The 23,810-nt window shown below is 71.5% G+C and carries 18 protein-coding genes; 10 read left to right on the plus strand and 8 right to left on the minus strand.

All coding sequences use genetic code 11. The annotated features are described in order from the left end of the window. Positions 1-104: 104 nt before the first annotated feature. Entirely contained in the window at positions 105-1,511 is a 1,407-nt protein-coding gene (locus D9V36_RS14390; protein WP_129294128.1) for a cation:dicarboxylate symporter family transporter, read from the minus strand. 166 nt (positions 1,512-1,677) lie between these two features. Between D9V36_RS14390 and D9V36_RS14395 the strand changes: the two genes are divergently transcribed. From D9V36_RS14395 to D9V36_RS14410, 4 genes are all read left to right on the plus strand, one after another. Beyond that, entirely contained in the window at positions 1,678-3,339 is a 1,662-nt protein-coding gene (locus D9V36_RS14395) for a sensor histidine kinase (protein ID WP_129294129.1), read from the plus strand. 31 nt (positions 3,340-3,370) lie between these two features. After that, positions 3,371-4,060, plus strand: a complete 690-nt coding sequence (locus D9V36_RS14400; RefSeq protein WP_206739668.1) for a response regulator — start codon at positions 3,371-3,373, stop codon at positions 4,058-4,060. Positions 4,061-4,288: 228 nt separating this feature from the next. After that, on the plus strand, positions 4,289-5,089 hold the full coding sequence (locus tag D9V36_RS14405; RefSeq protein WP_164992951.1) for an ABC transporter ATP-binding protein: 801 nt from the start codon (positions 4,289-4,291) through the stop codon (positions 5,087-5,089). Positions 5,090-5,170: 81 nt separating this feature from the next. Then, complete coding sequence (locus tag D9V36_RS14410) at positions 5,171-7,723, plus strand: ABC transporter permease (RefSeq protein WP_129294131.1); 2,553 nt, start codon at positions 5,171-5,173, stop codon at positions 7,721-7,723. A gap of 91 nt (positions 7,724-7,814) precedes the next feature. On the opposite strand, the gene D9V36_RS14415 is transcribed toward D9V36_RS14410, so the two are convergent. After that, the gene (locus D9V36_RS14415; protein ID WP_129294132.1) at positions 7,815-8,840 is read right to left on the minus strand and encodes an ATP-dependent 6-phosphofructokinase; all 1,026 of its coding nucleotides are present in this window, start codon (positions 8,838-8,840) and stop codon (positions 7,815-7,817) included. Positions 8,841-9,070: 230 nt separating this feature from the next. On the opposite strand from D9V36_RS14415, the gene pta reads away from it, so the two are divergent. From pta to pyk, 3 genes are all read left to right on the plus strand, one after another. Further along, the gene (pta, locus tag D9V36_RS14420; RefSeq protein ID WP_129294133.1) at positions 9,071-11,167 is read left to right on the plus strand and encodes a phosphate acetyltransferase; all 2,097 of its coding nucleotides are present in this window, start codon (positions 9,071-9,073) and stop codon (positions 11,165-11,167) included. A 43-nt stretch (positions 11,168-11,210) separates the two neighbouring features. Beyond that, entirely contained in the window at positions 11,211-12,422 is a 1,212-nt protein-coding gene (locus D9V36_RS14425; RefSeq protein ID WP_129294134.1) for an acetate kinase, read from the plus strand. A 61-nt stretch (positions 12,423-12,483) separates the two neighbouring features. Next, positions 12,484-13,911: a pyruvate kinase gene (pyk, locus tag D9V36_RS14430; protein ID WP_129294135.1), complete on the plus strand. Its 1,428-nt coding sequence runs from the start codon at positions 12,484-12,486 to the stop codon at positions 13,909-13,911. 108 nt (positions 13,912-14,019) lie between these two features. Here pyk and D9V36_RS14435 read toward each other — a convergent pair whose 3' ends face one another. The 4 genes from D9V36_RS14435 to D9V36_RS14455 all read right to left on the minus strand — a co-directional run bounded on the left by D9V36_RS14435 (position 14,020) and on the right by D9V36_RS14455 (position 18,185). Then, positions 14,020-15,165, minus strand: a complete 1,146-nt coding sequence (locus D9V36_RS14435) for a hypothetical protein (protein ID WP_431357671.1) — start codon at positions 15,163-15,165, stop codon at positions 14,020-14,022. 118 nt (positions 15,166-15,283) lie between these two features. After that, positions 15,284-15,850 carry a DUF6114 domain-containing protein gene (locus D9V36_RS14440; RefSeq protein WP_129294137.1) on the minus strand — a complete coding sequence of 189 codons (567 nt, stop codon included), beginning with the start codon at positions 15,848-15,850 and terminating at the stop codon, positions 15,284-15,286. Positions 15,851-15,981: 131 nt separating this feature from the next. After that, positions 15,982-16,599, minus strand: a complete 618-nt coding sequence (locus D9V36_RS14445; RefSeq protein WP_086716891.1) for a DUF6230 family protein — start codon at positions 16,597-16,599, stop codon at positions 15,982-15,984. A gap of 611 nt (positions 16,600-17,210) precedes the next feature. Then, positions 17,211-18,185, minus strand: coding sequence for a tetratricopeptide repeat protein (locus D9V36_RS14455; protein WP_129294138.1), 975 nt, complete (start codon positions 18,183-18,185; stop codon positions 17,211-17,213). Between the two features lie 402 nt (positions 18,186-18,587). Between D9V36_RS14455 and D9V36_RS14460 the strand changes: the two genes are divergently transcribed. Then, positions 18,588-19,232: a TetR/AcrR family transcriptional regulator gene (locus tag D9V36_RS14460; protein ID WP_241720874.1), complete on the plus strand. Its 645-nt coding sequence runs from the start codon at positions 18,588-18,590 to the stop codon at positions 19,230-19,232. A gap of 58 nt (positions 19,233-19,290) precedes the next feature. Here D9V36_RS14460 and D9V36_RS14465 read toward each other — a convergent pair whose 3' ends face one another. Both D9V36_RS14465 and D9V36_RS14470 read right to left on the minus strand, forming a co-directional pair. Further along, entirely contained in the window at positions 19,291-20,292 is a 1,002-nt protein-coding gene (locus D9V36_RS14465; RefSeq protein WP_129294140.1) for a GDP-mannose 4,6-dehydratase, read from the minus strand. Next, a complete protein-coding gene (locus D9V36_RS14470) occupies positions 20,289-21,452 on the minus strand; it encodes a UDP-N-acetylglucosamine--N-acetylmuramyl-(pentapeptide) pyrophosphoryl-undecaprenol N-acetylglucosamine transferase (protein ID WP_129294141.1) in 1,164 nt (387 codons plus the stop codon). The genes D9V36_RS14465 and D9V36_RS14470 overlap by 4 nt, the downstream gene beginning before the upstream one ends. A 57-nt stretch (positions 21,453-21,509) precedes the next feature. Between D9V36_RS14470 and D9V36_RS14475 the strand changes: the two genes are divergently transcribed. Together D9V36_RS14475 and D9V36_RS14480 are read left to right on the plus strand one after the other, a co-directional pair. Continuing rightward, positions 21,510-22,232 carry a response regulator transcription factor gene (locus D9V36_RS14475; RefSeq protein WP_129294142.1) on the plus strand — a complete coding sequence of 241 codons (723 nt, stop codon included), beginning with the start codon at positions 21,510-21,512 and terminating at the stop codon, positions 22,230-22,232. Beyond that, a complete protein-coding gene (locus D9V36_RS14480) occupies positions 22,229-23,632 on the plus strand; it encodes a sensor histidine kinase (protein WP_129294143.1) in 1,404 nt (467 codons plus the stop codon). The genes D9V36_RS14475 and D9V36_RS14480 overlap by 4 nt, the downstream gene beginning before the upstream one ends. Positions 23,633-23,810 lie beyond the last annotated feature (178 nt).

The raw sequence follows: 23,810 nt of genomic DNA on the forward strand, positions 1-23,810 counted from the left end.
CAGGCTACGGGCCCGAGAGGGACGGGCGCCGCGTCCGCCGGTCGCAGCGAGGGGGCGGGCGCCGCATCCGGCACCCGCCCCCTCGGCCTTCCCCCGGCCCGTGATCAGACCTCGGCGGACGCCTTCGCCGCCTCGCCGTCCCGCGGCCCGACGACCTCCGGGGCGGCCGGCTCCGCGGCGGCGTCGTCGGACATCGTCTTCTCGTCGAACGGCGCCCGGCCGGCCAGCACCTCGGCCACCCGGGCGTTGTCGATCTCCTTGGTCCAGGTGCCGATCAGGATGGTGGCCACCGCGTTGCCGGCGAAGTTGGTCAGGGCGCGCGCCTCGCTCATGAAGCGGTCGATGCCGACGATCAGGCCCACGCCGTCGACCAGTTCGGGGCGGTGCGACTGCAGGCCGCCGGCCAGGGTCGCAAGGCCCGCGCCGGTGACGCCCGCCGCGCCCTTCGACGCGATGACCATGAACACCAGCAGCGAGATCTGCTGGCCGAGCGGCAGCGGCTTGCCCATCGCCTCGGCCACGAACAGCGAGGACATCGTCAGGTAGATGGCGGTGCCGTCGAGGTTGAAGCTGTAGCCGGTGGGGACGGTGATGCCGACCACCGGCCTGCTGACGCCCAGGTGCTCCATCTTCGCGATCAGCCGGGGCAGCGCCGACTCCGAGGAGGAGGTGGACAGGATCAGCAGGAACTCCCGGCCGAGGTACTTCAGCAGCTGGAAGACATTGACCTTGGCGATCAGCCGGAGCAGCGTGCCGAGCACCACGATCACGAACAGCACACAGGTGGTGTAGAAGCCGATCATGATGACGGCCAGGGACTTCAGTGCGTCCACACCGGTCTCGCCGACCACCGCCGCGATGGCACCGAAGGCGCCCACCGGCGCCGCCCACATGATCATGGACAGCACCCGGAAGACCAGCTTCTGGAGGTGCCCGACCCCGCGCAGCACCGGCTCGCCCGCCGCGCCCAGCGCCTGCAGTCCGAAGCCGACCAGCAGCGCCACCAGCAGCGTCTGGAGCACCTGCTCCTGGGTGAAGGCGGAGACCAGGGTGGTGGGGATCATGCCGAGCAGGAAGTCGGACAGCGACTCCGCGGCGCCCCCGGCCTGGGCGTGGCCCGCGTGCCGGACGCTCTCGGTCAGGTGGAGGCCGGAGCCGGGGTCCAGCAGGTTGCCGACCACCAGGCCGATGGCCAGCGCCACGGTGGACATCACCATGAAGTAGCCGAGGGCCAGTCCGCCGACCGCGCCGACCTTGGCGGCCTTCCGCACCGAGCCGACGCCCAGCACGATGGTGCAGAAGACGACCGGCGCGATCATCATCTTGATCAGGTTCACGAACCCGGTGCCGAGCGGCTTGAGCTGGACGGCGACACCGGGGGCGGCGAAGCCCACGACGATGCCGAGCAGTACCGCCCCGATCACGGCGATGTAGAGGAAGTGGGTCCGGTCCCGCTTCGCCGGCGCGGTCTCCTCGGCGGTGCCCCCGGACAACGGGGTCTGTGCAGCCACGGCTGTCTCCTCGGTCTACGGCTGTGCGCTGATCTGCGGCTCTGTCACACAACAAGTTCCGGCGACTATGCACGCCGCTGTGGCGCCCGTCACCCTTGCGTACATTTCGTTCACGTAAAAGTGACCGCCCGGACGGTGGTGAAAGTGACCGTGCAGACTGTTCTGTATGCGACTCCCCCGCCCCCGCCCGTCCCGGCATCTGCGCCCTCCGCGCAGCCTCGCCGGGCAGCTCTTCGCCATGCAGGTGGTGCTGGTGGCGGTGGTCGTCGTGGGCTGCGTGCTCTTCGCGTACCTCAGCGCGGGACGGCAGGCGGAGGAGACCGCACGGCGGCAGGCGACGGCCGCCGCCACCGCCGTCGCCGACTCCCCCGCGGTGGTGGCCGCCGCGCGCACCACGGACCCGACGGCCGCGCTCCAGCCGTACAGCGAGCGGCTGCGGCACGACGCCGGGGTCGACTTCGTGGTGGTGATGGCCCCGGACGGGACCCGCTGGACGCACCCCGAGCCGTCCGCGATCGGCAAGAAGTACCTGGGGCACATCGGCCCGGCGCTGCACGGCAGGGTCTTCCCCGAGACGCACATGGGGGTGCTCGGCCCGTCCGTACGGGTCGTCGCGCCGGTCCGTGATCCACAGCGCGGCGGCCGGATCACGGCCCTGGTCAGCTCCGGGATCACCATCGAGACGATCAGTGAGCAGCTGCGCAACCAGGTCCTGGCGCTGGTGGGCGTGGCCGCGGGGGCGCTGGCGCTCGGCGGCCTGGGGACGTATGTGATCAATGCCCGGCTGCGCCGGCACACCCATGGGATGAACGCGGCGGAGCTCAGCCGGATGCACGAGTACCACCAGGCCGCGCTGCACGCCGTGCGCGAGGGGCTCTTGATGCTCGACGGGCAGCGCCGGGTCGCCCTGATCAACGACGGCGGGCGGGAGCTGCTGGGGCTGTCGGACGACGCGGTGGGCCGCCTGGTCACCGAGCTGGGCCTGCCGGAGCCGCTGACCGAGGCGCTGGTGGCGCCCGGCCCCCGCGTCGACGAACTCCAGCTGACCCGCGAACGGGTGCTGGTGGTCAACTCCGCACCGGTCTCCGGCGGGGAGCGGCGCGGCAGTGTGGTCACCCTGCGCGATCACACCGAACTCCAGGCGCTGTCCGGGGAGTTGGACTCGGTCCGCGGCTTCACCGAGGCGCTGCGCTCACAGGCCCACGAGGCCGCGAACCGGCTGCACACCGTGGTCTCGCTGATCGAGCTGGGGCGGGCCGAGGAGGCCGTGGAGTTCGCGACCGCGGAGCTGGAGCTGGCCCAGGCGCTGACCGACCGGGTCGTGGGCGCGGTCGCCGAACCGGTGCTCGCCGCGCTGCTGCTCGGCAAGGCCGCGCAGGCCAACGAGCGGGGCGTCGAACTGACCCTGACCCCCGACAGCCGGATCGACGACGGGCTGCTGCCGCCCGGCCTGCCGGCCCGCGACCTGGTGACGGTGCTGGGCAACCTCCTCGACAACGCCCTCGACGCCGCCGCACCCACCCGGGAGCAGACCGCCGCCGGGCCGCCGCGGGTGCACGTCACCGCGCGGGCGGACGGCGGCGAGCTGCTGCTGCGGGTGGCCGACAGCGGCCCAGGGGTGTCCGCGGATGCCGCCGAGGAGATCTTCCGGCGGGGCTGGAGCACCAAGCAGAGCCCGGCCGCGCCCGCCCGGGGCCGCGGTCTTGGCCTGGCCCTGGTCCAGCAGGCGGTGCGCCGCAACGGCGGCACCGTCACCCTGGACCGGGCACCCGAAGGCGGCGCGCGGTTCACCGTACGGCTGCCGCTGCGGACGGGCGCGCCGGCATGAGCGGGGCCAGGGCCTGTCCCGGTGCGAGAGGATGCGGCCGGTGACCCCCTCCGACATCCGGGTCCTCGTCGTCGAGGACGATCCGGTCGCCGCCGACGCACACGCCCTGTACGTGGGGCGGGTGCCCGGCTTCACGGTCTCCGGCACCGTGCACTCCGGCGGCGACGCCCGCCGCCATCTCGACGCGCACCCCGTCGATCTGCTGCTGCTCGACCTCTATCTGCCGGACGGCCACGGGCTGCAGCTGGTGCGGACGCTGCGCGCGGCCGGCCACACCGCCGACATCATCGCGGTCACCTCCGCCCGGGATCTGGCGATGGTGCGCGAGGGCGTCTCGCTGGGCGTGGTGCAGTACGTGCTGAAGCCCTTCACCTTCGCCACCCTGCGCGACCGGCTCACCCGCTATGCACAGTTCCGCGCCACCACCGGCGAGGCCAGCGGGCAGGACGAGGTGGACCGGGCGATCGCGGCGCTGCGCGCACCGCGTCCGGCGGCGCTGCCCAAGGGGCTGACCGCGGCCACCCTGCGGGCCGTCACCGATGTGCTGCGGGCCGCGGGGAGCGGGCTGACGGCGACCGAGGCGGCCGCCGATGTGGGCATCTCCCGGATCACCGCCCGCCGTTATCTCGAACATCTGGTGGAGAGCGGCCGGGCCGCCCGCGCTCCCCAGTACGGCCAGGTCGGCCGCCCCGAGTTGCGCTACCGGTGGTCGGGCCACTGACCGGCCGCGACCCCGGTGACACCGGGAGGTCAGGGTCATCCCCGAGGGTCACCCCGAGACGCCCCGTCGGTCCCAGGTCGGACGGCCGTCCGTCCAGAGAGTGACGCCGGGCCCACGGATAGGACTTCCGGCCGGTGCGGCTTTCGGTCCTTGCGGCCGAGGTGCCGGCCGGGGTGCGCCTTCGAGAATGGGGACATCGAAACGTCCGTCCCTCTCCAGGAGTTCCCCGTGTCCCACCCGGCCGCCTTTCCGGGTTTTCCCGGTTCCCCCGCCCCCGCCCGCGCCGGCGGTGCCGTCGCCGCCCGTGCCACGGATCTGAGCAAGGTCTACGGCCAGGGGGAGACCCGTGTGGTCGCGCTGGACTCCGTCTCGGTCGAGTTCGGCAAGGCCAAGTTCACCGCGATCATGGGTCCGTCCGGCTCCGGCAAGTCGACGCTGATGCACTGCATGGCCGGGCTGGACACGATCTCGTCCGGCTCGGCCCGGATCGGCGACGTGGAGCTGTCCTCGCTGGGCGACAAGCAGCTGACGCGGCTGCGCCGGGACAAGATCGGCTTCATCTTCCAGGCGTTCAACCTGCTGCCGACGCTGAGCGCGCTGGAGAACATCACCCTGCCGATGGACATCGCGGGCCGCAAGCCCGACAAGGAATGGCTGAACGCCGTGATCGAGACCGTCGGCCTGTCCGGCCGGCTCGCGCACCGGCCGGCCCAGCTCTCCGGCGGCCAGCAGCAGCGCGTCGCGGTCGCCCGCGCGCTGGCCGCCCAGCCGGAGATCATCTTCGCGGACGAGCCGACCGGCAACCTCGACTCCCGCTCGGGCGCCGAAGTGCTGGGCTTCCTGCGGGAGTCCGTGCAGGCGATGCAGCAGACGGTCGTGATGGTCACCCACGACCCGGTCGCCGCGGGCTATGCGGACCGGGTGGTCTTCCTCGCGGACGGCCGGATCGTCGAGGAGCTGTACGAGCCGACCCCGGACGCCGTCCTGGACCGGATGCGGCTGTTCGACGCCAAGGGCCGTACGCGCTGACGCCCGGCACACCGCACCACCGCGCTCCCGGGCGCGCTGCCCTTCATCCCGAGCCACCGGACCAGGACTGACACCACCACCATGCTGCGAACCGCCCTGCGCAATGTCCTTGCGCACAAAGCCCGATTGATGATGACCGCGCTCGCGGTGCTGCTCGGCGTCGCCTTCGTCGCCGGCACCCTCATCTTCAGTGACACCGTCAGCTCGGCCGTCCAGAAGGCGTCCGAGAAGAACCTCGACGGGGTGGCCGTCTCCGTCCAGGCCCAGGCCGCCGACGACACCCCGGACGTCGGCAAGGACGGCAAGCGGACCACCCTTGTCGACGAAAAGCTGGCGGACACCATTCGCGCGCTGCCCGGCGTGCAGTCCGTACGCCGCAATGTCAACGGCACGGCCACCGTCGCCGGCCCGGACAATGTGCCGCTCGGCAACGACTGGCAGAACCTCGCCGCCAACTTCCAGCCGGACAAGGACGGCTACGACGCCCGCTACCCGCTGATGCAGGGCCGCGGACCGACCGCCGACGACGAGATCGCGCTGGACGAGGCGACCGCGAAGGCGTCCGGCCACAAGATCGGTGACTCCGTGCGGCTCGCCACCGACGGCCCGGTGCTGACGAAGCGGCTGGTCGGCATCGTCACCACCGACGACCCGCAGGTGACCGCGGGCGGCAGCCTGACGCTCTTCGACACCGCCACCGCGCAGAAGCTGTTCCTGCACCCCGGCCAGTTCGACGAGCTGGTGATCGGTGCCGCGCCCGGCGCCGATCAGCAGGCACTGACCGCCAAGGTCCGCGAGGTGCTGCCCAAGAACCGCGCCACGGCGACCAGCGGCACCGCGCTCGCCGCCGAGCAGTCCCGGATGGTCGCCGGCCAGAACAAGGCCCTGACCCAGACGCTGCTGACCTTCGCCGGGATCGCGCTGTTCGTCGGCGTCTTCATCATCGCCAACACCTTCACCATGCTGATCTCCCAGCGCAGCCGGGAGATCGCCCTGATGCGCGCGATCGGCGCCTCCCGCCGTCAGGTCGTGCGCTCGGTCCTCGCGGAGGCGGCCCTGCTGGGCCTGATCTCGTCGGCCGTCGGATTCGCGCTGGGCATCGGCCTCGCCGTGGGCCTGCGGGCGGTGCTCGAAGCGAATGGCGCGGGTTTCCCGGACGGACCGGTCGTCATCAGCCCGGCCGCGGTGCTCTCCGCGCTGGGCGTGGGCGTCGTGGTGACCGTACTGGCCGCCTGGCTGCCGTCCCGCAAGGCGGCGAAGATCGCCCCGGTGGAGGCGCTCAACACCGTCGAGGCGCCGCCGGCGCTGCGCAGCCTGGTGATCCGCAACTCCCTCGGCGCGATCGTCACCGGTCTCGGTGTCGCGACCATGTTCTACGTCTCCACGCTGGAGAAGACCGACGACATGCCGATCGCGATGGTGGGCGGAATGCTGACGCTGACCGGCGTCATCATCCTCGCGCCGCTGCTGTCCCGGCCCCTGGTCTCACTGGCGGGCATCGTCACCACCCGGCTCTTCGGCATCAGCGGCAAGCTGGCCAAGGAGAACACGCTGCGCAACCCCCGCCGTACGGCGGCGACCGCCTCGGCGCTGATGATCGGCCTCACCCTGATCACCGGTATGACGGTGGTCGGGAACTCGGCCGGGCAGGCCATGGACAAGATGACGGCCCAGGGGCTGAAGGCCGACTACAAGATCGGGACCACGACGTTCACCGGTCTGGACCCCGAGCTGTCGCAGAAGGTGGCGGATCTCCCGGGCGTCGGGGCGGCGGCTCCGCTGCGCGATGCGGGCTTCCAGACCCCGAATTCCACCATGGGCCTGAAGGGCACCGACCTCAACACGATCGACAAGGTCACCCAACTGGACTTCACCAGCGGTTCGTTGAAGGGCGCCGGCGGCAACGACATCGCGGTCTCCCAGGAGATGGCCAAGATGAAGGGCTGGCACACCGGCGACACCCTGGACGCCACCTTCTTCGACAAGAAGAAGGCGAAGCTCAAGATCGTCGGAATCTACGTGGACAACCAGCTTCTCGGCGACTCGATCGGCACCGCCTCACTGGTGGCGCCGCACCAGTTCCAGCCGAAGGTCGAGACACTGCTGGTGAAGGCCCAGGACGGTCCGTCTCAGGGGCTGGCGAAGCAGATCCGGCACACCCTCGGCGACAGCCCGCTGCTGAAGGTCCAGGACCATGACGACCTGCGCAAGGAGAACGCCGCGAACATCGACATGGTGCTCAACGTCTCCTACGGGCTGCTGGGCATGGCCGTCATCATCGCGGTGGTGGGCGTCGTCAACACCCTCGCCATGTCGGTCTTCGAGCGGACCCGCGAGATCGGGATGCTGCGGGCGATCGGCCTGGCCCGCAGCGGCATCAAGCAGATGGTCCGGCTGGAGTCGGTGGTCATCGCGCTGTTCGGCGCGGGCCTGGGCATCGCGGTGGGCGTCTTCCTCTCCTGGGCCACCGGCCACCTGGTCAGCCAGGGCCTGCCCACCTACGAGCTGCTGCTGCCCTGGGGCCGGCTCGCGCTGTTCGTACTGATCGCGGCGGCCGTGGGGGTGCTGGCCGCCCTCTGGCCGGCCCGCCGGGCGGCCCGGCTGAACATGCTGGAGGCCATCGGCGCACAGTGACCGCCTGACCGCCACCCCCCACACAGGCGGCGCGCCTGCCCTCGACCGAGGACAGGCGCGCCGCCGTTGGTGTGTGCGGGACCCAGCGGGCTCAGAAGACCGACTCGGCCTCGTCCATCCGCCACGCGGGCACCGTCTTGAGTTCGGTGACCGCCTCGTGCAGCGGCACCATCGTGATGTCGGTGCCGCGCAGCGCGGTCATCCGGCCGAAGTCACCGCGGTGCGCGGCCTCGACGGCGTGCCAGCCGAAGCGGGTGGCGAGCACCCGGTCGTACGCGGTGGGGGTGCCGCCGCGCTGGACGTGGCCGAGGATGACCGGGCGGGCCTCCTTGCCGAGGCGCTTCTCCAGCTCGACGGCGAGGTGGTTGCCGATGCCGGTGAACCGCTCGTGGCCGAACTGGTCGATCGCGCCCTTCTTGTAGTCCATGGTCTCCTCGGCCGGGTGGGCGCCCTCGGCGACACAGACCACCGCGAACTTCTTGCCCCGGGCGAAGCGCTCCTCGACCATCGTGACCAGGTCGTTCACGTCGAAGGGGCGCTCCGGCAGGCAGATGCCGTGGGCGCCGCCGGCCATCCCGGACTCCAGCGCGATCCAGCCGGCGTGCCGGCCCATCACCTCGACGACCATGACGCGCTGGTGCGACTCCGCGGTGGTCTTGAGGCGGTCGATCGCCTCCGTCGCGACGCCGACGGCGGTGTCGAAGCCGAAGGTGCGGTCGGTGGAGGAGATGTCGTTGTCGATGGTCTTGGGGACGCCGACGACCGGCATCCCGGCGTCCGCCAGCATCCGGGCGGCGGTGAGGGTGCCCTCGCCGCCGATCGGGATCAGGACGTCGATGCCGTAGTCCTTGGAGAGGTCCTTGGACTTCTCGCAGGCCTCCCGGAGCCGGTTGCGCTCCAGCCGGGACGAGCCGAGGATGGTGCCACCGCGGGCCAGGATGCCGCTGACCGCCTCCAGGTCGAGCTTGCGGTAGCGGCCTTCGAGCAGCCCCTTGAAGCCGTCCTCGAAACCGATGACCTCGTCGCCGTGCCCGGTGAGGGCACGGTGGACAACAGACCGGATCACAGCGTTCAGACCAGGACAGTCGCCGCCTGCGGTGAGGACTCCGATACGCATCGTGCTGGGTCTCCTGTGCTCGCTGTCGGTTCGTGTGAGCCGGTCCGATTGTTTCACGGGCCGGCCCGCCCTCCCTCGCCACGGACCTCACCCCCACTGTCCTCGCACGGACTCCGCAAGGGAAACTGGGAGAGCGACTTAGCTACACGCATAGGTATTGTCAAGAGGGGCACGCCCACAATAACGACTTATTTTGACCTTGTGACCATCGAGGGGATCGGAGAGCGCACGTGACGCGGAGCGTGTACGTGACCGGTATCGACCGCGGCGACGGCCGCCAGGTCGTCGAGCTGGGGGTCATGGAGCTGCTGACCCGCCATGTCGACCGGGTGGGGGTCTTCCGCCCGCTGACCCACAGCGACGGACCCGACCGCTTGTTCGACCTGCTGCGGTCCCGCTACCGGCTCACCCAGTCCCCCGACACCGTGTACGGCCTCAGCTACGAGGAGGCCTCCGCCCTCCAGGCCGAACGCGGCACCGACGAGCTGGTCTCCCGGCTCGTCGACCGCTTTCACGCCGTGGCCAGGGACTACGAGTACGTCCTGGTCCTCGGCTCGGACTTCGCCGCCACCAGCCTCCCGGCCGAGCTGAACCTCAACGCCCGGCTCGCCAACGAATTCGGCGCCGCCGTGCTGGCCGTCGTCGGCGGCCAGGGCCAGGAGGCGGAGTCCGTACGCGCCGAGGCCCGCAACGCCTACGGCGCCTACCACTCGCTGGGCTGCGATGTCGTGGCCGTGGTCGTCAACCGGGTGGCCCCCGAAATCCGCGAGGCGGTCGTCGACCGGCTCTCCGCCCGGCTCCCCGTGCCCTGCTACGCGCTCCCCGAGGACGGCTCGCTCTCCGCGCCGACCGTCGGCCAGATCGTGCACACCCTCGGTGCCGAGGTGCTGCTCGGCGACGACTCGGGCCTCGCCAGGGACGCCAGGGACTTCGTCTTCGGCGGCGCCATGCTGCCGACCTTCCTCAAGGCGCTGACCCCCGGCGCGCTCGTGGTGACCCCCGGAGACCGGGCGGACCTGGTCATCGGCTCGCTCGCCGCGCACAGCGCCGGTGCCCCGCCGATCGCCGGTGTGCTGCTCACCCTGGACGAGCGGCCCGGCCCCGACATCATGGCGCTGGCCGCCCGGCTCGCCCCCGGCACCCCGGTGGTCTCCGTGCCCGGCGGCTCCTTCCCGACCGCGGGCGAGCTGTTCGCGATCGAGGGCAAGCTGAACGCCGCCTCGCCGCGCAAGGCGGAGACCGCGCTCGGCCTGTTCGAGCGGCATGTGGACACCGTGGAGCTGACGAACCGCATCTCCGTCGCCCGCTCCGGCCGGGTCACGCCCATGATGTTCGAGCACGAACTGATCGAGCGCTCCCGCTCCGGCCGCCGCCGGGTCGTCCTCCCCGAGGGGGACGAGGAGCGGGTGCTGCGGGCCGCCGATGTGCTGCTGCGCCGCGACGTCTGCGACCTGACGCTGCTGGGCGCCGAGGAGCCGATCCTCAAGCGCGCCGCCGACCTGGCCATCGACCTGACCGGCGCCCAGATCATCGACCCGCAGACCTCCGAGCTGCGCGAGCGGTTCGCCGAGCGCTACGCCGCGCTGCGCGCCCACAAGGGCGTCAGCATCGAGCTGGCCTTCGACGTGGTCGCGGACGTCTCCTACTTCGGCACCCTGATGGTCCAGGAGGGCCTGGCAGACGGCATGGTCTCCGGCGCGGTGCACTCCACCGCCGCCACCATCCGGCCCGCCTTCGAGATCATCAAGACCAGGCCGGGCGCCCAGATCGTGTCCTCGGTGTTCTTCATGTGCCTGGCCGACCGGGTCCTGGTCTACGGCGACTGCGCGGTCAACCCGGACCCGGACGCCGAACAGCTGGCGGACATCGCCATCCAGTCGGCCGCCACCGCCGCCCAGTTCGGCGTCGAGCCGCGGATCGCGATGCTGTCGTACTCCACCGGCACCTCCGGCTCGGGCGCGGACGTCGACAAGGTCCGCAAGGCCACCGAGATCGTCCGCGAGCTGCGCCCCGACCTGCTGGTCGAGGGCCCGATCCAGTACGACGCGGCGGTGGACGCGGCGGTCGCGCAGACCAAGCTCCCCGACTCCGACGTGGCCGGCAAGGCCACCGTGCTGATCTTCCCGGACCTCAACACCGGCAACAACACCTACAAGGCCGTGCAGCGCTCGGCCGGTGCGGTCGCCGTCGGCCCGGTCCTGCAGGGGCTGCGCAAGCCGGTCAACGACCTCTCGCGCGGCGCTCTGGTCCAGGACATCGTGAACACCGTGGCCATCACGGCCGTCCAGGCACAGGGCGCCCGCCCCGGCGCCGGCCCCACCTCCTGACCCGGCCGCTCCCCCGTCCCCGCCCCCCATCGGAAAGCGCTCCATGACTGCCACCGGCACCCGCGTCCTCGTCCTCAACTCCGGCTCCTCCTCGCTGAAGTACCAGCTGCTCGACATGACCGACGCCACCAGGCTCGCCGTCGGTCTGGTCGAGCGGATCGGCGAGGAGACGTCGCGCCTGGCCCACACCCCGCTCGCCGCCGGGGGCGACAAGCGCGAGACCGAAGGGCAGATCGCCGACCACGAGGCCGCGCTGAAGGCCGTCGCCGCGGAGCTGGCCGCCGACGGGCTCGGCCTCGACTCCCCCGAGCTGGCCGCGATCGGGCACCGGGTGGTGCACGGCGGGCTGCAGTTCACCGAGCCGACCGTGATCGACGACGCGGTGCTGAAGGAGATCGAGCGGCTGGTGCCGGTCGCCCCGCTGCACAACCCGGCCAACCTCACCGGCATCCGCACCGCCCGCGCGCTGCGCCCCGACCTGCCGCAGGTCGCGGTCTTCGACACCGCCTTCCACACCACGATGCCGGAGCACGCGGCCCGCTACGCGATCGACGTGGAGACCGCCGACGCGCACCGCATCCGCCGCTACGGCTTCCACGGCACCTCGCACGCCTATGTCTCCCGCAAGACCGCGGCGCTGCTGGGCAAGGACCCCTCCGAGGTCAATGTCATCGTGCTGCACCTGGGCAACGGCGCCTCCGCCTCGGCGGTGGCCGGCGGCCGCTGTGTGGACACCTCGATGGGGCTGACCCCGCTGGAGGGCCTGGTCATGGGCACCCGCTCGGGCGACATCGACCCGGCGGTCACCTTCCACCTCAAGCGGGTGGCGGGGATGTCGGAGGACGAGGTCGACACCCTGCTCAACAAGAAGAGCGGGCTGATCGGGCTGTGCGGCGACAACGACATGCGGGAGATCCGGCGCCGGATCGACGAGGGTGACGAGCGTGCCGCGCTCGCCTTCGACATCTACATCCACCGGTTGAAGAAGTACATCGGCGCCTACAGCGCGGTGCTCGGCCGGGTCGACGCGGTGGCGTTCACCGCGGGCGTCGGGGAGAACGCCGCCCCGGTGCGCGAGGCCGCCGTCGCCGGTCTGGAGGAGATGGGGCTGGCCGTGGACGCTTCGCTCAACGCCGTACGGTCCGACGAGCCCCGGCTGATCTCGCCGGAGTACGCCCGGGTCGCGGTCGCCGTGGTGCCCACGGACGAGGAGCTGGAGATCGCTCAGCAGACATACGCCCTGGTCAGCGCCTAGGTCTCGGTGTTTCCGCCTACCGAAATATTCCGCCGCTAAACAAACCGATAGGATTCCGCCCATGCGCCGTTCCAAAATCGTCTGCACCCTGGGCCCCGCCGTCGACTCCTTCGACCAGCTGAAGACGCTGATCGAGGCCGGTATGAATGTGGCCCGTTTCAACATGAGCCACGGGACCCAGCCGGAGCACGAGGAGCGGTACCACCGCCTCCGCAAGGCCTCCGAGGAGACCGGTCGCGCGGTCGGCGTGCTGGCCGACCTGCAGGGGCCCAAGATCCGTCTGGAGACCTTCGCCGACGGCCCGGTGGAGCTGGTGCGCGGCGACGAGTTCGTCATCACCACCGAGGACGTCCCCGGCGACCGGACCATCTGCGGTACGACCTACAAGGGCCTGCCCGGCGATGTGTCCAAGGGCGACCCGGTCCTGATCAACGACGGCAATGTCGCCCTGCAGGTCGTCGAGGTCGACGGCCCGCGGGTGCGCACCATCGTCATCGAGGGCGGGGTGATCTCCGACCACAAGGGCATCAACCTGCCCGGCGCGGCGGTGAACGTCCCCGCGCTGTCCGAGAAGGACATCGAAGACCTCAAGTTCGCCCTGCGGATGGGCTGCGACATGGTCGCGCTGTCCTTCGTGCGGGACGCCAAGGACGTCCAGGACGTGCACCGCGTCATGGACGAGGTGGGCCGCCGGGTCCCGGTCATCGCCAAGGTCGAGAAGCCGCAGGCGGTCGCCAACATGCAGGAGGTCGTGATGGCCTTCGACGCCGTCATGGTCGCCCGTGGTGACCTGGCGGTGGAGTACCCGCTGGAGAAGGTCCCGATGGTGCAGAAGCGCCTGGTGGAGCTGTGCCGCAGGAACGCCAAGCCGGTGATCGTGGCGACCCAGATGATGGAGTCCATGATCACCAACTCCCGGCCGACCCGCGCCGAGGCGTCCGATGTCGCCAACGCCATCCTCGACGGCGCCGACGCGGTGATGCTCTCCGCCGAGTCGTCCGTCGGCGCCTACCCGATCGAGACCGTCAAGACGATGTCGAAGATCGTCGAGGCGGCCGAGGAGGAGCTGCTCTCCAAGGGCCTGCAGCCGCTGGTGCCCGGCAAGAAGCCGCGGACGCAGGGCGGTTCGGTGGCCCGCGCGGCGTGCGAGATGGCGGACTTCCTGGACGGCAAGGCGCTGATCGCCTTCACCAAGTCCGGTGACACCGCCCGCCGCCTCTCCCGCTACCGCGCGGCCCAGCCCATCCTGGCCTTCACCACCGAGACGTCCACCCGCAACCAGCTCACGCTGAGCTGGGGCGTCGACGCCTTCGTCGTGCCGCACGTCGACAACACCGACGCGATGGTCGACCTGGTGGACGCCGAGCTGCTCAAGCTCAAGCGCTACAGCCAGGGCGACACCATGCTGATCACCGCCGGTTCGCCCCCCGGCGTCCCCGGCACCACCAACATGGTCCGGGTGCACCGCCTCGGCGGCGAGCAGGCCTGACGCCCCGGCGCACGAAACGGCGGTGGGCCGCCCCCGGAAGGGGACGGCCCACCGCCGTTTTCTGCGGCTCCCGGAAGGGCCGGTGATCCCGGCCCGCGCCGGTGATCCTCAGTCCGTGATCGACTGGTGCAGACCCGGGATGTGGAGGTTGCCGCCGAACTGGCCCGCCTGGTCGATCTTCACCTTGGTGAAGTAGGCGAACGGGACGTTGATCGGCGGCGGGTGCTCGGGGTCGAAGACGATCGGGATCAGACCGAAGAGGTTGCCCTGCAGCCGCTCGGTGTACATGGTCACCTTGCCGCCGCGGATCGTGGACGTCGAGCCCGGTGCGCCCTGGACGTGGTAGTGCTTGCCGGACGTCGGGTCGTCGACGATCTGGTGCAGATCGCCGATGTCGACGCTGTCGGCGGTGAACTTCAGGGCCTGCTTGGTGTGGCCGTTCTGGGTCTGGACGTTGACGACGCCCTCGTAGTTCAGGCCGCGCAGGGTGAGCGCGCTGGACTCCAGGTGCCAGGGGTCGTCGGGCAGGGTGGCGGGCGTCTGCTCGGCCTTGCCCTTCTGCTTGTTCTCGACGACGCAGGGGAAGGACTTCTTCCCGTCGGCGTCCTTGCCGTCCAGGCCGCCGCCGGGCAGGGCGTTGTCCGCCGCGCCCACCGCGCCGTGGACGGTGTCGTTGACCGTCTTCGACCCGTTCTTGACGGCGTCCCCGGCCTTGTCCGCGCCGTCCTTGAGGCCGCCCACCGTGTCCGTGACCGGCTTGGTGACCTTGTCGGTGGCGGAGCCGGAGTCCTTGGACGCGGACGGCGAAGGGCTCGGCGAGGCCGGCTCGGACGCCGACGGGCTCGGCGACGCCGAGGAGTCGTCCTTGGACTTGTCGCCGAAGAGACCGCCGAGGGCGTCACCGATGCCGCCCAGCAGCCCCCCGTCGTCCTTCTTCTCCTCCGAGGACGACGGCGACGGGGTCGCGGAGCCCGAAGGCTCATCGGTCTTCGAGGAACCGGACGGCGCGGGCGCCTTGCCGGCGTCCTGGCCGGCCGAGGGCGAGGCGGAGGGTTCACCGGACGGCTTGGTGTCGCCCTTGCCCTGCGCGCCGTCCTTCTTGTCCGCCGCACCGTCCTTGGACCCCGCGTCCTTGCCGTCCACCTTGTCCGGGGCGGTGACGCACGGGCCGTCCTTGAAGGGGCTCTTGGGCGCCGGCTTGGCTATCGCCATCTGGGGCGTCAGCCCCATGCCCATGAGCACGGCGGACGGCATGGCGGCAATGGCTATCGCCTTGCCCGCGGGCACGTGGAGCCGAGTCAGCAGCGGCTTCCTCGGCGCCGCGTGCCTCGGCCCGGTTCTCGCCCCGGCAGCTGCGCTCTCGTGCAGCTCGTCACCCGGCACGGTGCCTCCCGTTCGTTCCGTTGGTCGGGCTCGTTCCTGACAGGTCGTCCAGTCCATTGCCGAACCCGGGACCGTCGGCCGGTGCGGGGTGCGTGGCGACCACCGGTCCGGCGACCGCCTTGCGGGCCGGCTCCTCGGCGTCGTCCCCGCTCCGCTCGGCCTTGCCCGGTGCCCAGGAGACTCCCAGCGCACCGCCGATCAGCCCCAGGAGGAAGCCGATCAGGAAGGCGCCGAAGTTCGAGACGACCAGGGAGACGAGGGAGAGCAGAATCGCCGCCACACCCGCGAAAACGCGCGAAGCGGGCTGGAACCACATGGTCAGGCCGAGCACGACCAGCAGTACGCCGATGATCAGCGAGCCGGCGCCGGCGGTGGTCGCCATGCGGACGGTCAGGGAACCGATCGTGAGATTCGCGTAAGGGATGTACATGATCGGGATGCCGGCCAGCAGAGTCAGCATGCCGCCCCAGAACGGGCGGTGTCCGCGCCACTCCCGGAACGAAAGCCGCTTGCGGCCGATGGTCTCGATCAGCCGTGGTCGCGTGTCGGCGCTCATGTCGTACAGCTCCTCGGGACTGGCAAATCGGTGGTTCTGTGCTGAGGTGTCCTACTGGGCGCTACCCGGCGTACGGGCACGGGGAACGGCGAACGCCGCACAGCTCGCCCCGCGCCCGCACGCTCAGTGCGTCAGTAGCACTCGCTCTTGCCCTTGGCGACGCTCATCTTCAGGCCGCTGAGCTTGAACGTTCCGGCCGTCGTGGCCCATGCCTGCTGCCTGACGTGGGTCAGCGTGGCCGACTCGGCCTGCTGGGCGAACGAGCCGGGGTCGGCCTTGTCGCCCTTGTGCATCCCCGGGCCCTTGGTCGTCGAGCCCGCAGCAACACCGATGTCGATGTTGTTGAAGGTCGCGTCCGCGGACAGCTGGTCGAGGTCGATGTAGAGGTTCTTCGCCTCGACGGGCGTGTCACCGCCACCGGCCGACAGCTTCATCGACACATCGCCGAAGACCGGCACCGGCACGACTACCGACTGGCACAGGTTCTTGATCTTGGCGTTCGAGAACCCCGAGACCGCCACCGGGACCTGCTTGCCGCCCTTCTGGGCGTCAATGGCTCCGTACTGAACAAATCCGGTGCCGTCCAGCCGGTCGGTAGCGACCTTGAACTGCTGTCCGGACACGCTGAACGATGCCGCGAGCGCACCCTGCGAGAGGGCGACACCGATCGCGGCGGTCGCCGCGACGCTCGGCACCATGACGACGGCGAACCGCTTCCATCTGGTCCCGCCACGAGCCAGGGACTCCATGACTTTCCTCCTTCTCGGACGTACATCTCCGGTACGGTCCGCCCCCGTTGGGACGGCCGTGCCTGGGATGGGAGAAGTGCTACGTCCTCGGGAAGGAGAGCGCCTGTCTCGGAGGCACATCGTGTTCCGAACACCGGCGATCACCCCCGAGCGACAACCACTGGCCACGCTCTCGCGCAACCTCCTGGACAGGCCCTGCCGGGTGGGGCAGAGACCCCCCTGTCCATCGCCGGCGGCACCTGCCGCCGACCACTCGGTGGGGACCCAAATACCCCGCGACACCGACCGGATGCCGGGATGCGGGAATGGACCGAGCGTGGCCGATCGTGGTCCATTCGGAGCCGCGGCACAAGGGGCTCGTTACTTGCGGGTAACGGCTCGATAAACGCGCCACGACACACCGAAATCAAGTGGACACATAACGTCGCCACTAACGGTGAGGGGACATTGGGCAATTGCGGACACAGTGCCGCAAGGGGGCCGCTCAGACTTACTTGAAGTAACAGCGGCCACGATTACCAAGTTTTGGTAAAACGTGGCCGCTGTGTCGTTTGTTCGGGCAACTCGCGGAGGCCGTACTGGTCAGAAGCGGGCGAGTCCGAAGACAGCGGTCAGAACAGCACCCGGGCGAGCGCGGTACGCGCCGCCGTCACCCGCGGATCCTCCGCGCCGATGACCTCGAAGAGCTCCAGCAGCCGCACCCGCGCGGCCTCCCGGTCGTCACCCGCCGACCGCTTCACCGCGTCGACCAGCCGGCCGAACGCGTCCTCGACGTGGCCGCCGACCAGGTCCAGGTCCGCGGCACGGATCTGCGCCGGCACATCGCCCGGGTTCTCGGCGGCCTCCTTGCGCACCGCCTGCGGGTCGAGGTCCTGCACCCGGCGCAGGAGTTCGGCCTGCGCCAGACCGAGCCTGGCCTCCGGGTTGGCCGGGTCGTCGTTGAGCACGTTCTTGTACGCCTGGACGGCACCGCCCAGATCACCGGAGTCCAGTGCCTGGTTCGCGGCCTCCAGCAGTGCGTCATAGGGGCCGGCCGGCGCCGGGGCCTCGGCCTCCTGCTCCGCCTCGCCCGCGGCCTGCGGGTCGAGGGGCGCTCCCACGATGCCGAACTGCTGCTCGGCGGCCTGCACCAGCTGGTCGAGCACCTGGCGGATCTGCGACTCCGGGGCCGCACCCTGGAAGAGCGGGATCGGCTGACCCGCGACGACCGCGAAGACCGCCGGGATGCCCTGCACCCCGAACTGCTGGAACAGCATCTGGTTGGCATCGACGTCGATCTTGGCCAGCACGAACTTGCCGGCGTACTCCCCCGCGAGGCGCTCCAGCAGCGGACCCAGCTGCTTGCACGGCTCGCACCACTCGGCCCAGAAGTCGATGACGACCGGGACCTCGGTCGAGCGCTGCAGGACGTCCTGCTGGAACCCCGCCTCATCGACGTCGAACACCAGGCGGGCACCGCTCGCGGGCGCCCGGCCCGTACGGGCGGCCTCGGCACGTGCCTGCTCCGCCTTCTGCTTCGCTTCCCCCGCCGACTTCACCGCTGCGAGGTCGACGACTCCACTCATGGACATATTGCGTGGCTGCATGGGTCCATCCTCCCCCCTGGGCGGGCCGTTCCGGAAAGCGATCCGGAAAGCGCTGCGGTCTGCGATGCGATCGGTCGTGCGGCGATGCTGCGAAGCGCCGGTCCGGTGCCGCCACCGGGGCCGTCTTCCGGGCGCCGCACCCCGCCCGTACGCCCCGCCGGAATGCCGGCGTACATACAGGGCCGCTGCCCGTGGTGGCCCCGAGGAGGGCCGTTGTGCGGTCCCCAGGAGGACCGTCGTGCGCGGCCGCGGGTCCCCACCCACGGCCAGTGGCTGTCACTCTTACGCTACGACCCGTAGCGTAACTCGCCGTCGGCCCCGCATCACCACCGGGTCGGGCCCCGTGAGGCGTGATCTGCCTCACGGGCGGCACCTCCCGTACTGCCCGGTATGGTCGCCCGCATGCACCACTCCGCCAGTCCCCGGAAGGGCCGCACGGGCCGCCCGCGCAGCGCCGAGACCGATTTCGCGATCCTGGACGCGACCCGGGCCGCACTCGTCGATCTGGGCTGGGGGCGGCTGACCATGAGCGATGTGGCGGCCCGTGCCGGTGTCGCCAAGACGACGCTCTACCGCCGCTGGGCCAACAAGAACGAGCTCGTCGTGGACGCCGTGGCGGTCCTCTTCGACGAGCTCGAACTCCCCGACCGGGGCTCTTTGCAGTCCGATATCGAGGGCGTGGTGCTGCAGTTCGGGGCGCTGCTCGCGCGGCCGGAGACCAAGACGGCGCTGATGGCCGTGGTCGCCGAGTCCACCGCCGACGAGGCGCTGCGCGAACGGATCCGCTCGGCGATCGTCGACCGCCAGAAGCGGCTGGTGCTGCTCGGCCGCTCGCGCGCCCAGGCCCGCGGCGAACTGCCCCCGGACGGCCCCGGTGCGGACGGCGAGCGGGCCGCCACCCGCAACATGGACCTGATCTTCGATGTGATCGCCGGGGCGATCGTGCACCGCACCCTGGTCAGCGGGGAGCCCGTGGATGCCGCGTGGGGACGCGACTTCACGGCCCTCTTCCTCACCGGGCTCTCCGGTCTGGGCGAGGGGGACTGAGCCCGGCGGGCCGGCGCCGGCCGCGGCCCGGCACCGAGGCACCCCGCCGCGGCACCGGTCAGACCTGGTAGCGGTCCGCCGCGAACAGGCGCAGGTTCTCCGCCACCCACTCCGACGTCCGCTTCAGCCCCTGCTCCAGGGACACCTCAGGCCGCCACGAAGCCCACTCGCGGGCCCGGGAGTTGTCCGACAGCAGCCGCTCGACCTCACTGCCGGCGGGCCGCAGCCGCGCGGGGTCCACCACCACCTCGGCGTCCCGTCCCGAGGCCGCTATCAGCGCCTCGGCGAGCGCACCGATCGAGATCTCCCGCCCGGTACCGAGGTTGACGACCTCGCCCAGCGCCCGGTCGCAGTCGGCCAGCGCCAGGAAGCCGGCCGCGGTGTCCGTGACGTAGGTGAAATCACGGGTCGGGGTGAGCGAGCCCAGCTTGATCTGCCGGGCGCCCGCATGGAGTTGGGCCAGGATCGCGGGGATCACGGCGCGCGCGGACTGCCGGGGGCCGTAGGTGTTGAAGGGCCGCACCACCGTCACCGGCAGCCCGAAGGCGTGCCGGTGCGACAGCGCCATCATGTCCGCGCCGATCTTCGAGGCGGAGTACGGCGACTGCGGCTGCAGCGGGTGGTCCTCGCCGATCGGCGCGGTCAGCGCGGTCCCGTAGACCTCACTGGTGGAGGTGTGCACCAGCCGCCGCACCGCATGCCGCCGGCAGGCCTCCGCGACGTTCTCCGTCCCCACGACGTTCGTCTGCACATACGCGCCCGGCGAGTCGTAGCTGTACGGGATCCCGATCAGCGCGGCCAGATGGAAGACGGTGTCGCAGCCCTCGACGGCGTCCGACACCCGGCCCGCGTCGCGCACATCGCCCGCGACCATCTCGACCGGGCCGCCCGGCACGAAATAGCGCGCCAGATTTCCCTTTTCGGCATACGGCTTGTAGTGGACGAACGCGCGCACCTCGGCGCCCGCCGCCACCAGCATGTCGACCAGGGTCGAGCCGATGAACCCCTCGGCCCCGGTGACCAGGACCCGGCGGCCCGTCCACTGCTGCGTGCTGTTCATGCTGACTCCTTCATCGTGGGGTGGTGGTGGACCTGCGGGTGACCGGCGAGCGCCAGCACCTTGTCGGCCAGCAGGCCGGCGGCCCGCGCATGGGTGCCCGGGTCGGCGGCCGCGGCCATCGCGGCGAGCCGCACGGGATCGTCGAGAAGCGGGGTGACCAGCGCGTCCAACCGCTCCGCCGTGGTCTGCGGGTCGGGCAGCAGCAGCGCCGCCCCGGCGTCCGAGAGCACCCGGGCGTTATGGGTCTGGTGGTCGCCCGGCGCATGCGGATACGGCACGAGGACGGCCGGCATCCCGATGGTGGCCAGCTCGGCGACGGTCGCCGAACCGGCCCGGCACACCACGAGATCGGCGGCGGCGTACGCCAGATCCATCCGGTCCAGGTAGGGCACGGCCTCGGCGACCGCGTCCCCGCCGTTCGCCGCCAGCAGGGCCAAGGTCCGCTCCAGGGCCGCGGGCCCGGTCTTGATCAGCAGCCGGAGGTCACCGCGCGACCGGTAGCGGCCTGCCAGCCCCACCGCCGCCTCGGTCAGCCGGGCGGCCCCCAGGCTCCCGCCGTTGACCAGCAGCAGCCGCGCGCCGTCCGGTACGCCCAGGGCCCGGCGGGCGGTGGGCCGCAGCCCCGACCGGTCCAGCTCGGCCAGCGGGCCCACCAGCGGCATGCCGACCGTCTCGGCCCGCTCGCCGCCGGCCAGGTGCGCGCGGCTGCGGTCGAAGGCGAGGGCGAGGTGCGGGGTGAGCCGGGCCGCGAACTTGTTGGCCCGGCCGGGCACCGCGTTGGACTCGTGGACCAGGCTCGGCAGCCCGGCCAGCTTGGCCCCGACGATCACCGGGGCGCTGGGATAGCCGCCCATACCGACCGCGACCTGGGCTTTCTGTTCCTTGAGGAGCGCCCGGCACTGGGCACCCGAGCGCAGCAGCGCGGCCGGCAGCAGATAGCGTCGGGCGCCGAGCGAGGGGTCGAAGGGAATCATGTCGACGGTGTGCAGCCGGTATCCGGCCCGGGGGATCAGCTCTGTCTCCAGGCCCCGTTCGGTCCCGACGAAGGAGATCACCGCATCGGGCACGGCCCGGCGCAGCGCGTCGGCGAGAGCGAGTCCCGGATAGATATGGCCGCCGGTGCCGCCCGCACCGATCACGACGGAGAGTGGTGTGCGCATGGCCGCCACGCTCGCGATACGCCCTAAGAAGCTTCTAAGAGAGGTGTTTGGCAGCCTATGTCCATGCCGCCCACGCCCGGGAACCCCCCAGCCCCCAAGATCCTCGTCGTCGACGACCAACCGGAGGTACGTGCCGCCGTCGAGGACGGCCTCGCCGTGGAGGGCTATACGGTGCGGGGCGCCGCCGACGGCCTGGCCGCCCTCTCGGAGGTCGCCGGCTGGCAGCCGGACGCCCTCGTCCTGGACGTGATGATGCCCGTCCTGGACGGCCTGGCGGTCTGCCGCCGGCTGCGTGCCCTGGACGACCGCACCCCGATCCTCGTGCTGACCGCGCTGGACTCGGTCAGCGAACGGGTCGACGGGCTCGACGCCGGCGCCGACGACTACCTCGTCAAGCCGTTCGCCCTGGACGAGTTGGTGGCCCGCGTCCGCGCCCTGCTGCGCCGGGCCGCCACCACGGCCGTCGACGACGTCCGGCTCTCCTTCGACGATCTGGTCGTCGACCCGCTGACCCGCACCGGCCACCGGGCCGGCCGGCCCCTGGAGTTCAGCCGCACCGAATGGGCGCTGCTGGAGCTGCTGTTGCTGCACCCCCGGCAGGTGCTGCCGCGCGAGGTGATCCTGGAGCGCGTCTGGGGCCGTGACTTCGGCCCCGACTCCAACTCCCTGGCGGTCTACATCGGTTATCTGCGCCGCAAACTGGAGGCGGGCGGCGAGCCCCGCCTCGTCCACACGGTGCACGGCGTGGGGTACCGCCTGGACCACGCGGAGGGCGCATGACCGGCACCCGCGGCCTGGGGGCCCGCTGGCGGCGGCGCCGCCCGCTCCGCGCCCGGCTGGCGCTGGCCGCCTCGTCCGCGGTGGCGCTGGTGGCGGTCGGCGTCTGCGCGGCCGCGTTCGTGGTCATCGACTACCAGATGACCCGCCAGCTCGACCGCAACCTGGCCCTGACGTCCACCGAGATCCTGCGCGGGCGCCGGAACTGGGGCCCGACGCCGAGCGACACCCTCTGCCAGTACCCGGCTTCGTCGTGCTTCCAGATCGTGCCCGCCGACCCCGCCAAGGATCCGCGCAAGCCCTATGTGCTGCCCGTCTCCGACGCCACCCGGCAGGTCGCCGCCGGCCGGCACGAGGCGTTCTACAGCGAGCAGACCGTCGCCGGGCAGCCGGTCCGGATGTATACCTCGCGCGTGTCGGGCAAGGACGAGGCGGTACAGGTCGCCCTGCGCTCCGACTCCGTCGACCGGAGCGTGGAGCAGGCCGCCCTGGCGCTGTCCGCGGTCGGCGGCGCCGGCGTCCTGCTGGCCGGCGCACTCGGATACTGGGTGTCCCGTACGGGCCTGGCGCCGGTCGCCCGGCTCACCGCCACCGCGGAACGCATCGCCGCCACCCGCGACGCCCGCCACCGCATCGAACTGCCCCCGGGCCCGCCCGCCCGGGAGGACGAGATCACCCGCCTGGCCACCAGCTTCAACACCATGCTCGGCGAGCTGGAGCAGTCGGTCGCCTCCCAGCGCCGCCTGGTCGCCGACGCCTCCCACGAGCTGCGCACCCCGCTGACGGCGCTGCGCACCAACGCCGAACTCCTGGCCCGCGCCGGCCGGCTGACCGACGCCCAGCGCGACCGCGCCTCGGCCGCGCTGGGCCGCCAGCTGCGCGAGGTCACCACCCTGGTCAACGACCTGATCGAACTGGCCCGTGACGAGGAGCCGCAGCCCCTGGTGGAGCAGGTGCGCCCGGCCGCCCTCCTGGAGCACGCGGTGGGCGTGGCCCGCGAACACTGGCCGGAGATCACCTTCACCACCGCCCTCGCCCCCGCCGCGGCCGGTGTCACGATCCCCGGTGTGCCGCCCCGGCTGTCCCGGCTGCTGTCCAACCTCCTCGACAACGCCGCGAAGTTCTCCCCGCCGGGCGGCCCGGTCGACACCGAACTCACCTTCTCCTCAGGCGCGTTGGAGCTGACGGTCCGTGACCACGGCCCCGGCATCGCCGAGGCCGACCTCCCCCATGTCTTCGACCGCTTCTACCGCGCCGAGGCGGCCCGCGCCCTGCCGGGCTCCGGCCTGGGCCTGGCCATGGCCCGCCAGATCGCCCGCGCCCACGACGCCGAACTCACCGCCGAGCGGGCGCCGGGGGGCGGGGCGCTGTTCCGGCTGCGGATGCCGGTCGCGGCGGCCTGACCTGAAGGCGCGTGTGCGCGAAGCGATCGTGCTGTCGTGGTGCGCGCCCATCGACTCGGGCTTGCCGCCGACCCTGGAGATCTCGTGCCGTACGGTATCCGGCGTCCGCAGTAGCCGAACGCAGGAATATGACGGCCCACTTCACCTTCAATGCACCTGCACCGCATTGGCCATGGCG

It is taken from the genome of Streptomyces lydicus (assembly GCF_004125265.1).
Classification (GTDB): domain Bacteria; phylum Actinomycetota; class Actinomycetes; order Streptomycetales; family Streptomycetaceae; genus Streptomyces; species Streptomyces lydicus_C.

Bases quoted from the DNA above. Each gene is read 5' to 3' on its own strand.
- D9V36_RS14395 (WP_129294129.1), top strand. From the start codon at position 1,678: ATGCGACTCCCCCGCCCCCGCCCGTCCCGGCATCTGCGCCCTCCGCGC.
- D9V36_RS14400 (WP_206739668.1), top strand. From the start codon at position 3,371: ATGCGGCCGGTGACCCCCTCCGACATCCGGGTCCTCGTCGTCGAGGAC.
- D9V36_RS14410 (WP_129294131.1), top strand. From the start codon at position 5,171: ATGCTGCGAACCGCCCTGCGCAATGTCCTTGCGCACAAAGCCCGATTG.
- D9V36_RS14415 (WP_129294132.1), bottom strand. From the start codon at position 8,840: ATGCGTATCGGAGTCCTCACCGCAGGCGGCGACTGTCCTGGTCTGAAC.
- D9V36_RS14425 (WP_129294134.1), top strand. From the start codon at position 11,211: ATGACTGCCACCGGCACCCGCGTCCTCGTCCTCAACTCCGGCTCCTCC.
- pyk (WP_129294135.1), top strand. From the start codon at position 12,484: ATGCGCCGTTCCAAAATCGTCTGCACCCTGGGCCCCGCCGTCGACTCC.
- D9V36_RS14435 (WP_431357671.1), bottom strand. From the start codon at position 15,165: ATGCCGTCCGCCGTGCTCATGGGCATGGGGCTGACGCCCCAGATGGCG.
- D9V36_RS14440 (WP_129294137.1), bottom strand. From the start codon at position 15,850: ATGAGCGCCGACACGCGACCACGGCTGATCGAGACCATCGGCCGCAAG.
- D9V36_RS14445 (WP_086716891.1), bottom strand. From the start codon at position 16,599: ATGGAGTCCCTGGCTCGTGGCGGGACCAGATGGAAGCGGTTCGCCGTC.
- D9V36_RS14455 (WP_129294138.1), bottom strand. From the start codon at position 18,185: ATGCAGCCACGCAATATGTCCATGAGTGGAGTCGTCGACCTCGCAGCG.
- D9V36_RS14460 (WP_241720874.1), top strand. From the start codon at position 18,588: ATGCACCACTCCGCCAGTCCCCGGAAGGGCCGCACGGGCCGCCCGCGC.
- D9V36_RS14465 (WP_129294140.1), bottom strand. From the start codon at position 20,292: ATGAACAGCACGCAGCAGTGGACGGGCCGCCGGGTCCTGGTCACCGGG.
- D9V36_RS14470 (WP_129294141.1), bottom strand. From the start codon at position 21,452: ATGCGCACACCACTCTCCGTCGTGATCGGTGCGGGCGGCACCGGCGGC.
- D9V36_RS14475 (WP_129294142.1), top strand. From the start codon at position 21,510: ATGTCCATGCCGCCCACGCCCGGGAACCCCCCAGCCCCCAAGATCCTC.
- D9V36_RS14480 (WP_129294143.1), top strand. From the start codon at position 22,229: ATGACCGGCACCCGCGGCCTGGGGGCCCGCTGGCGGCGGCGCCGCCCG.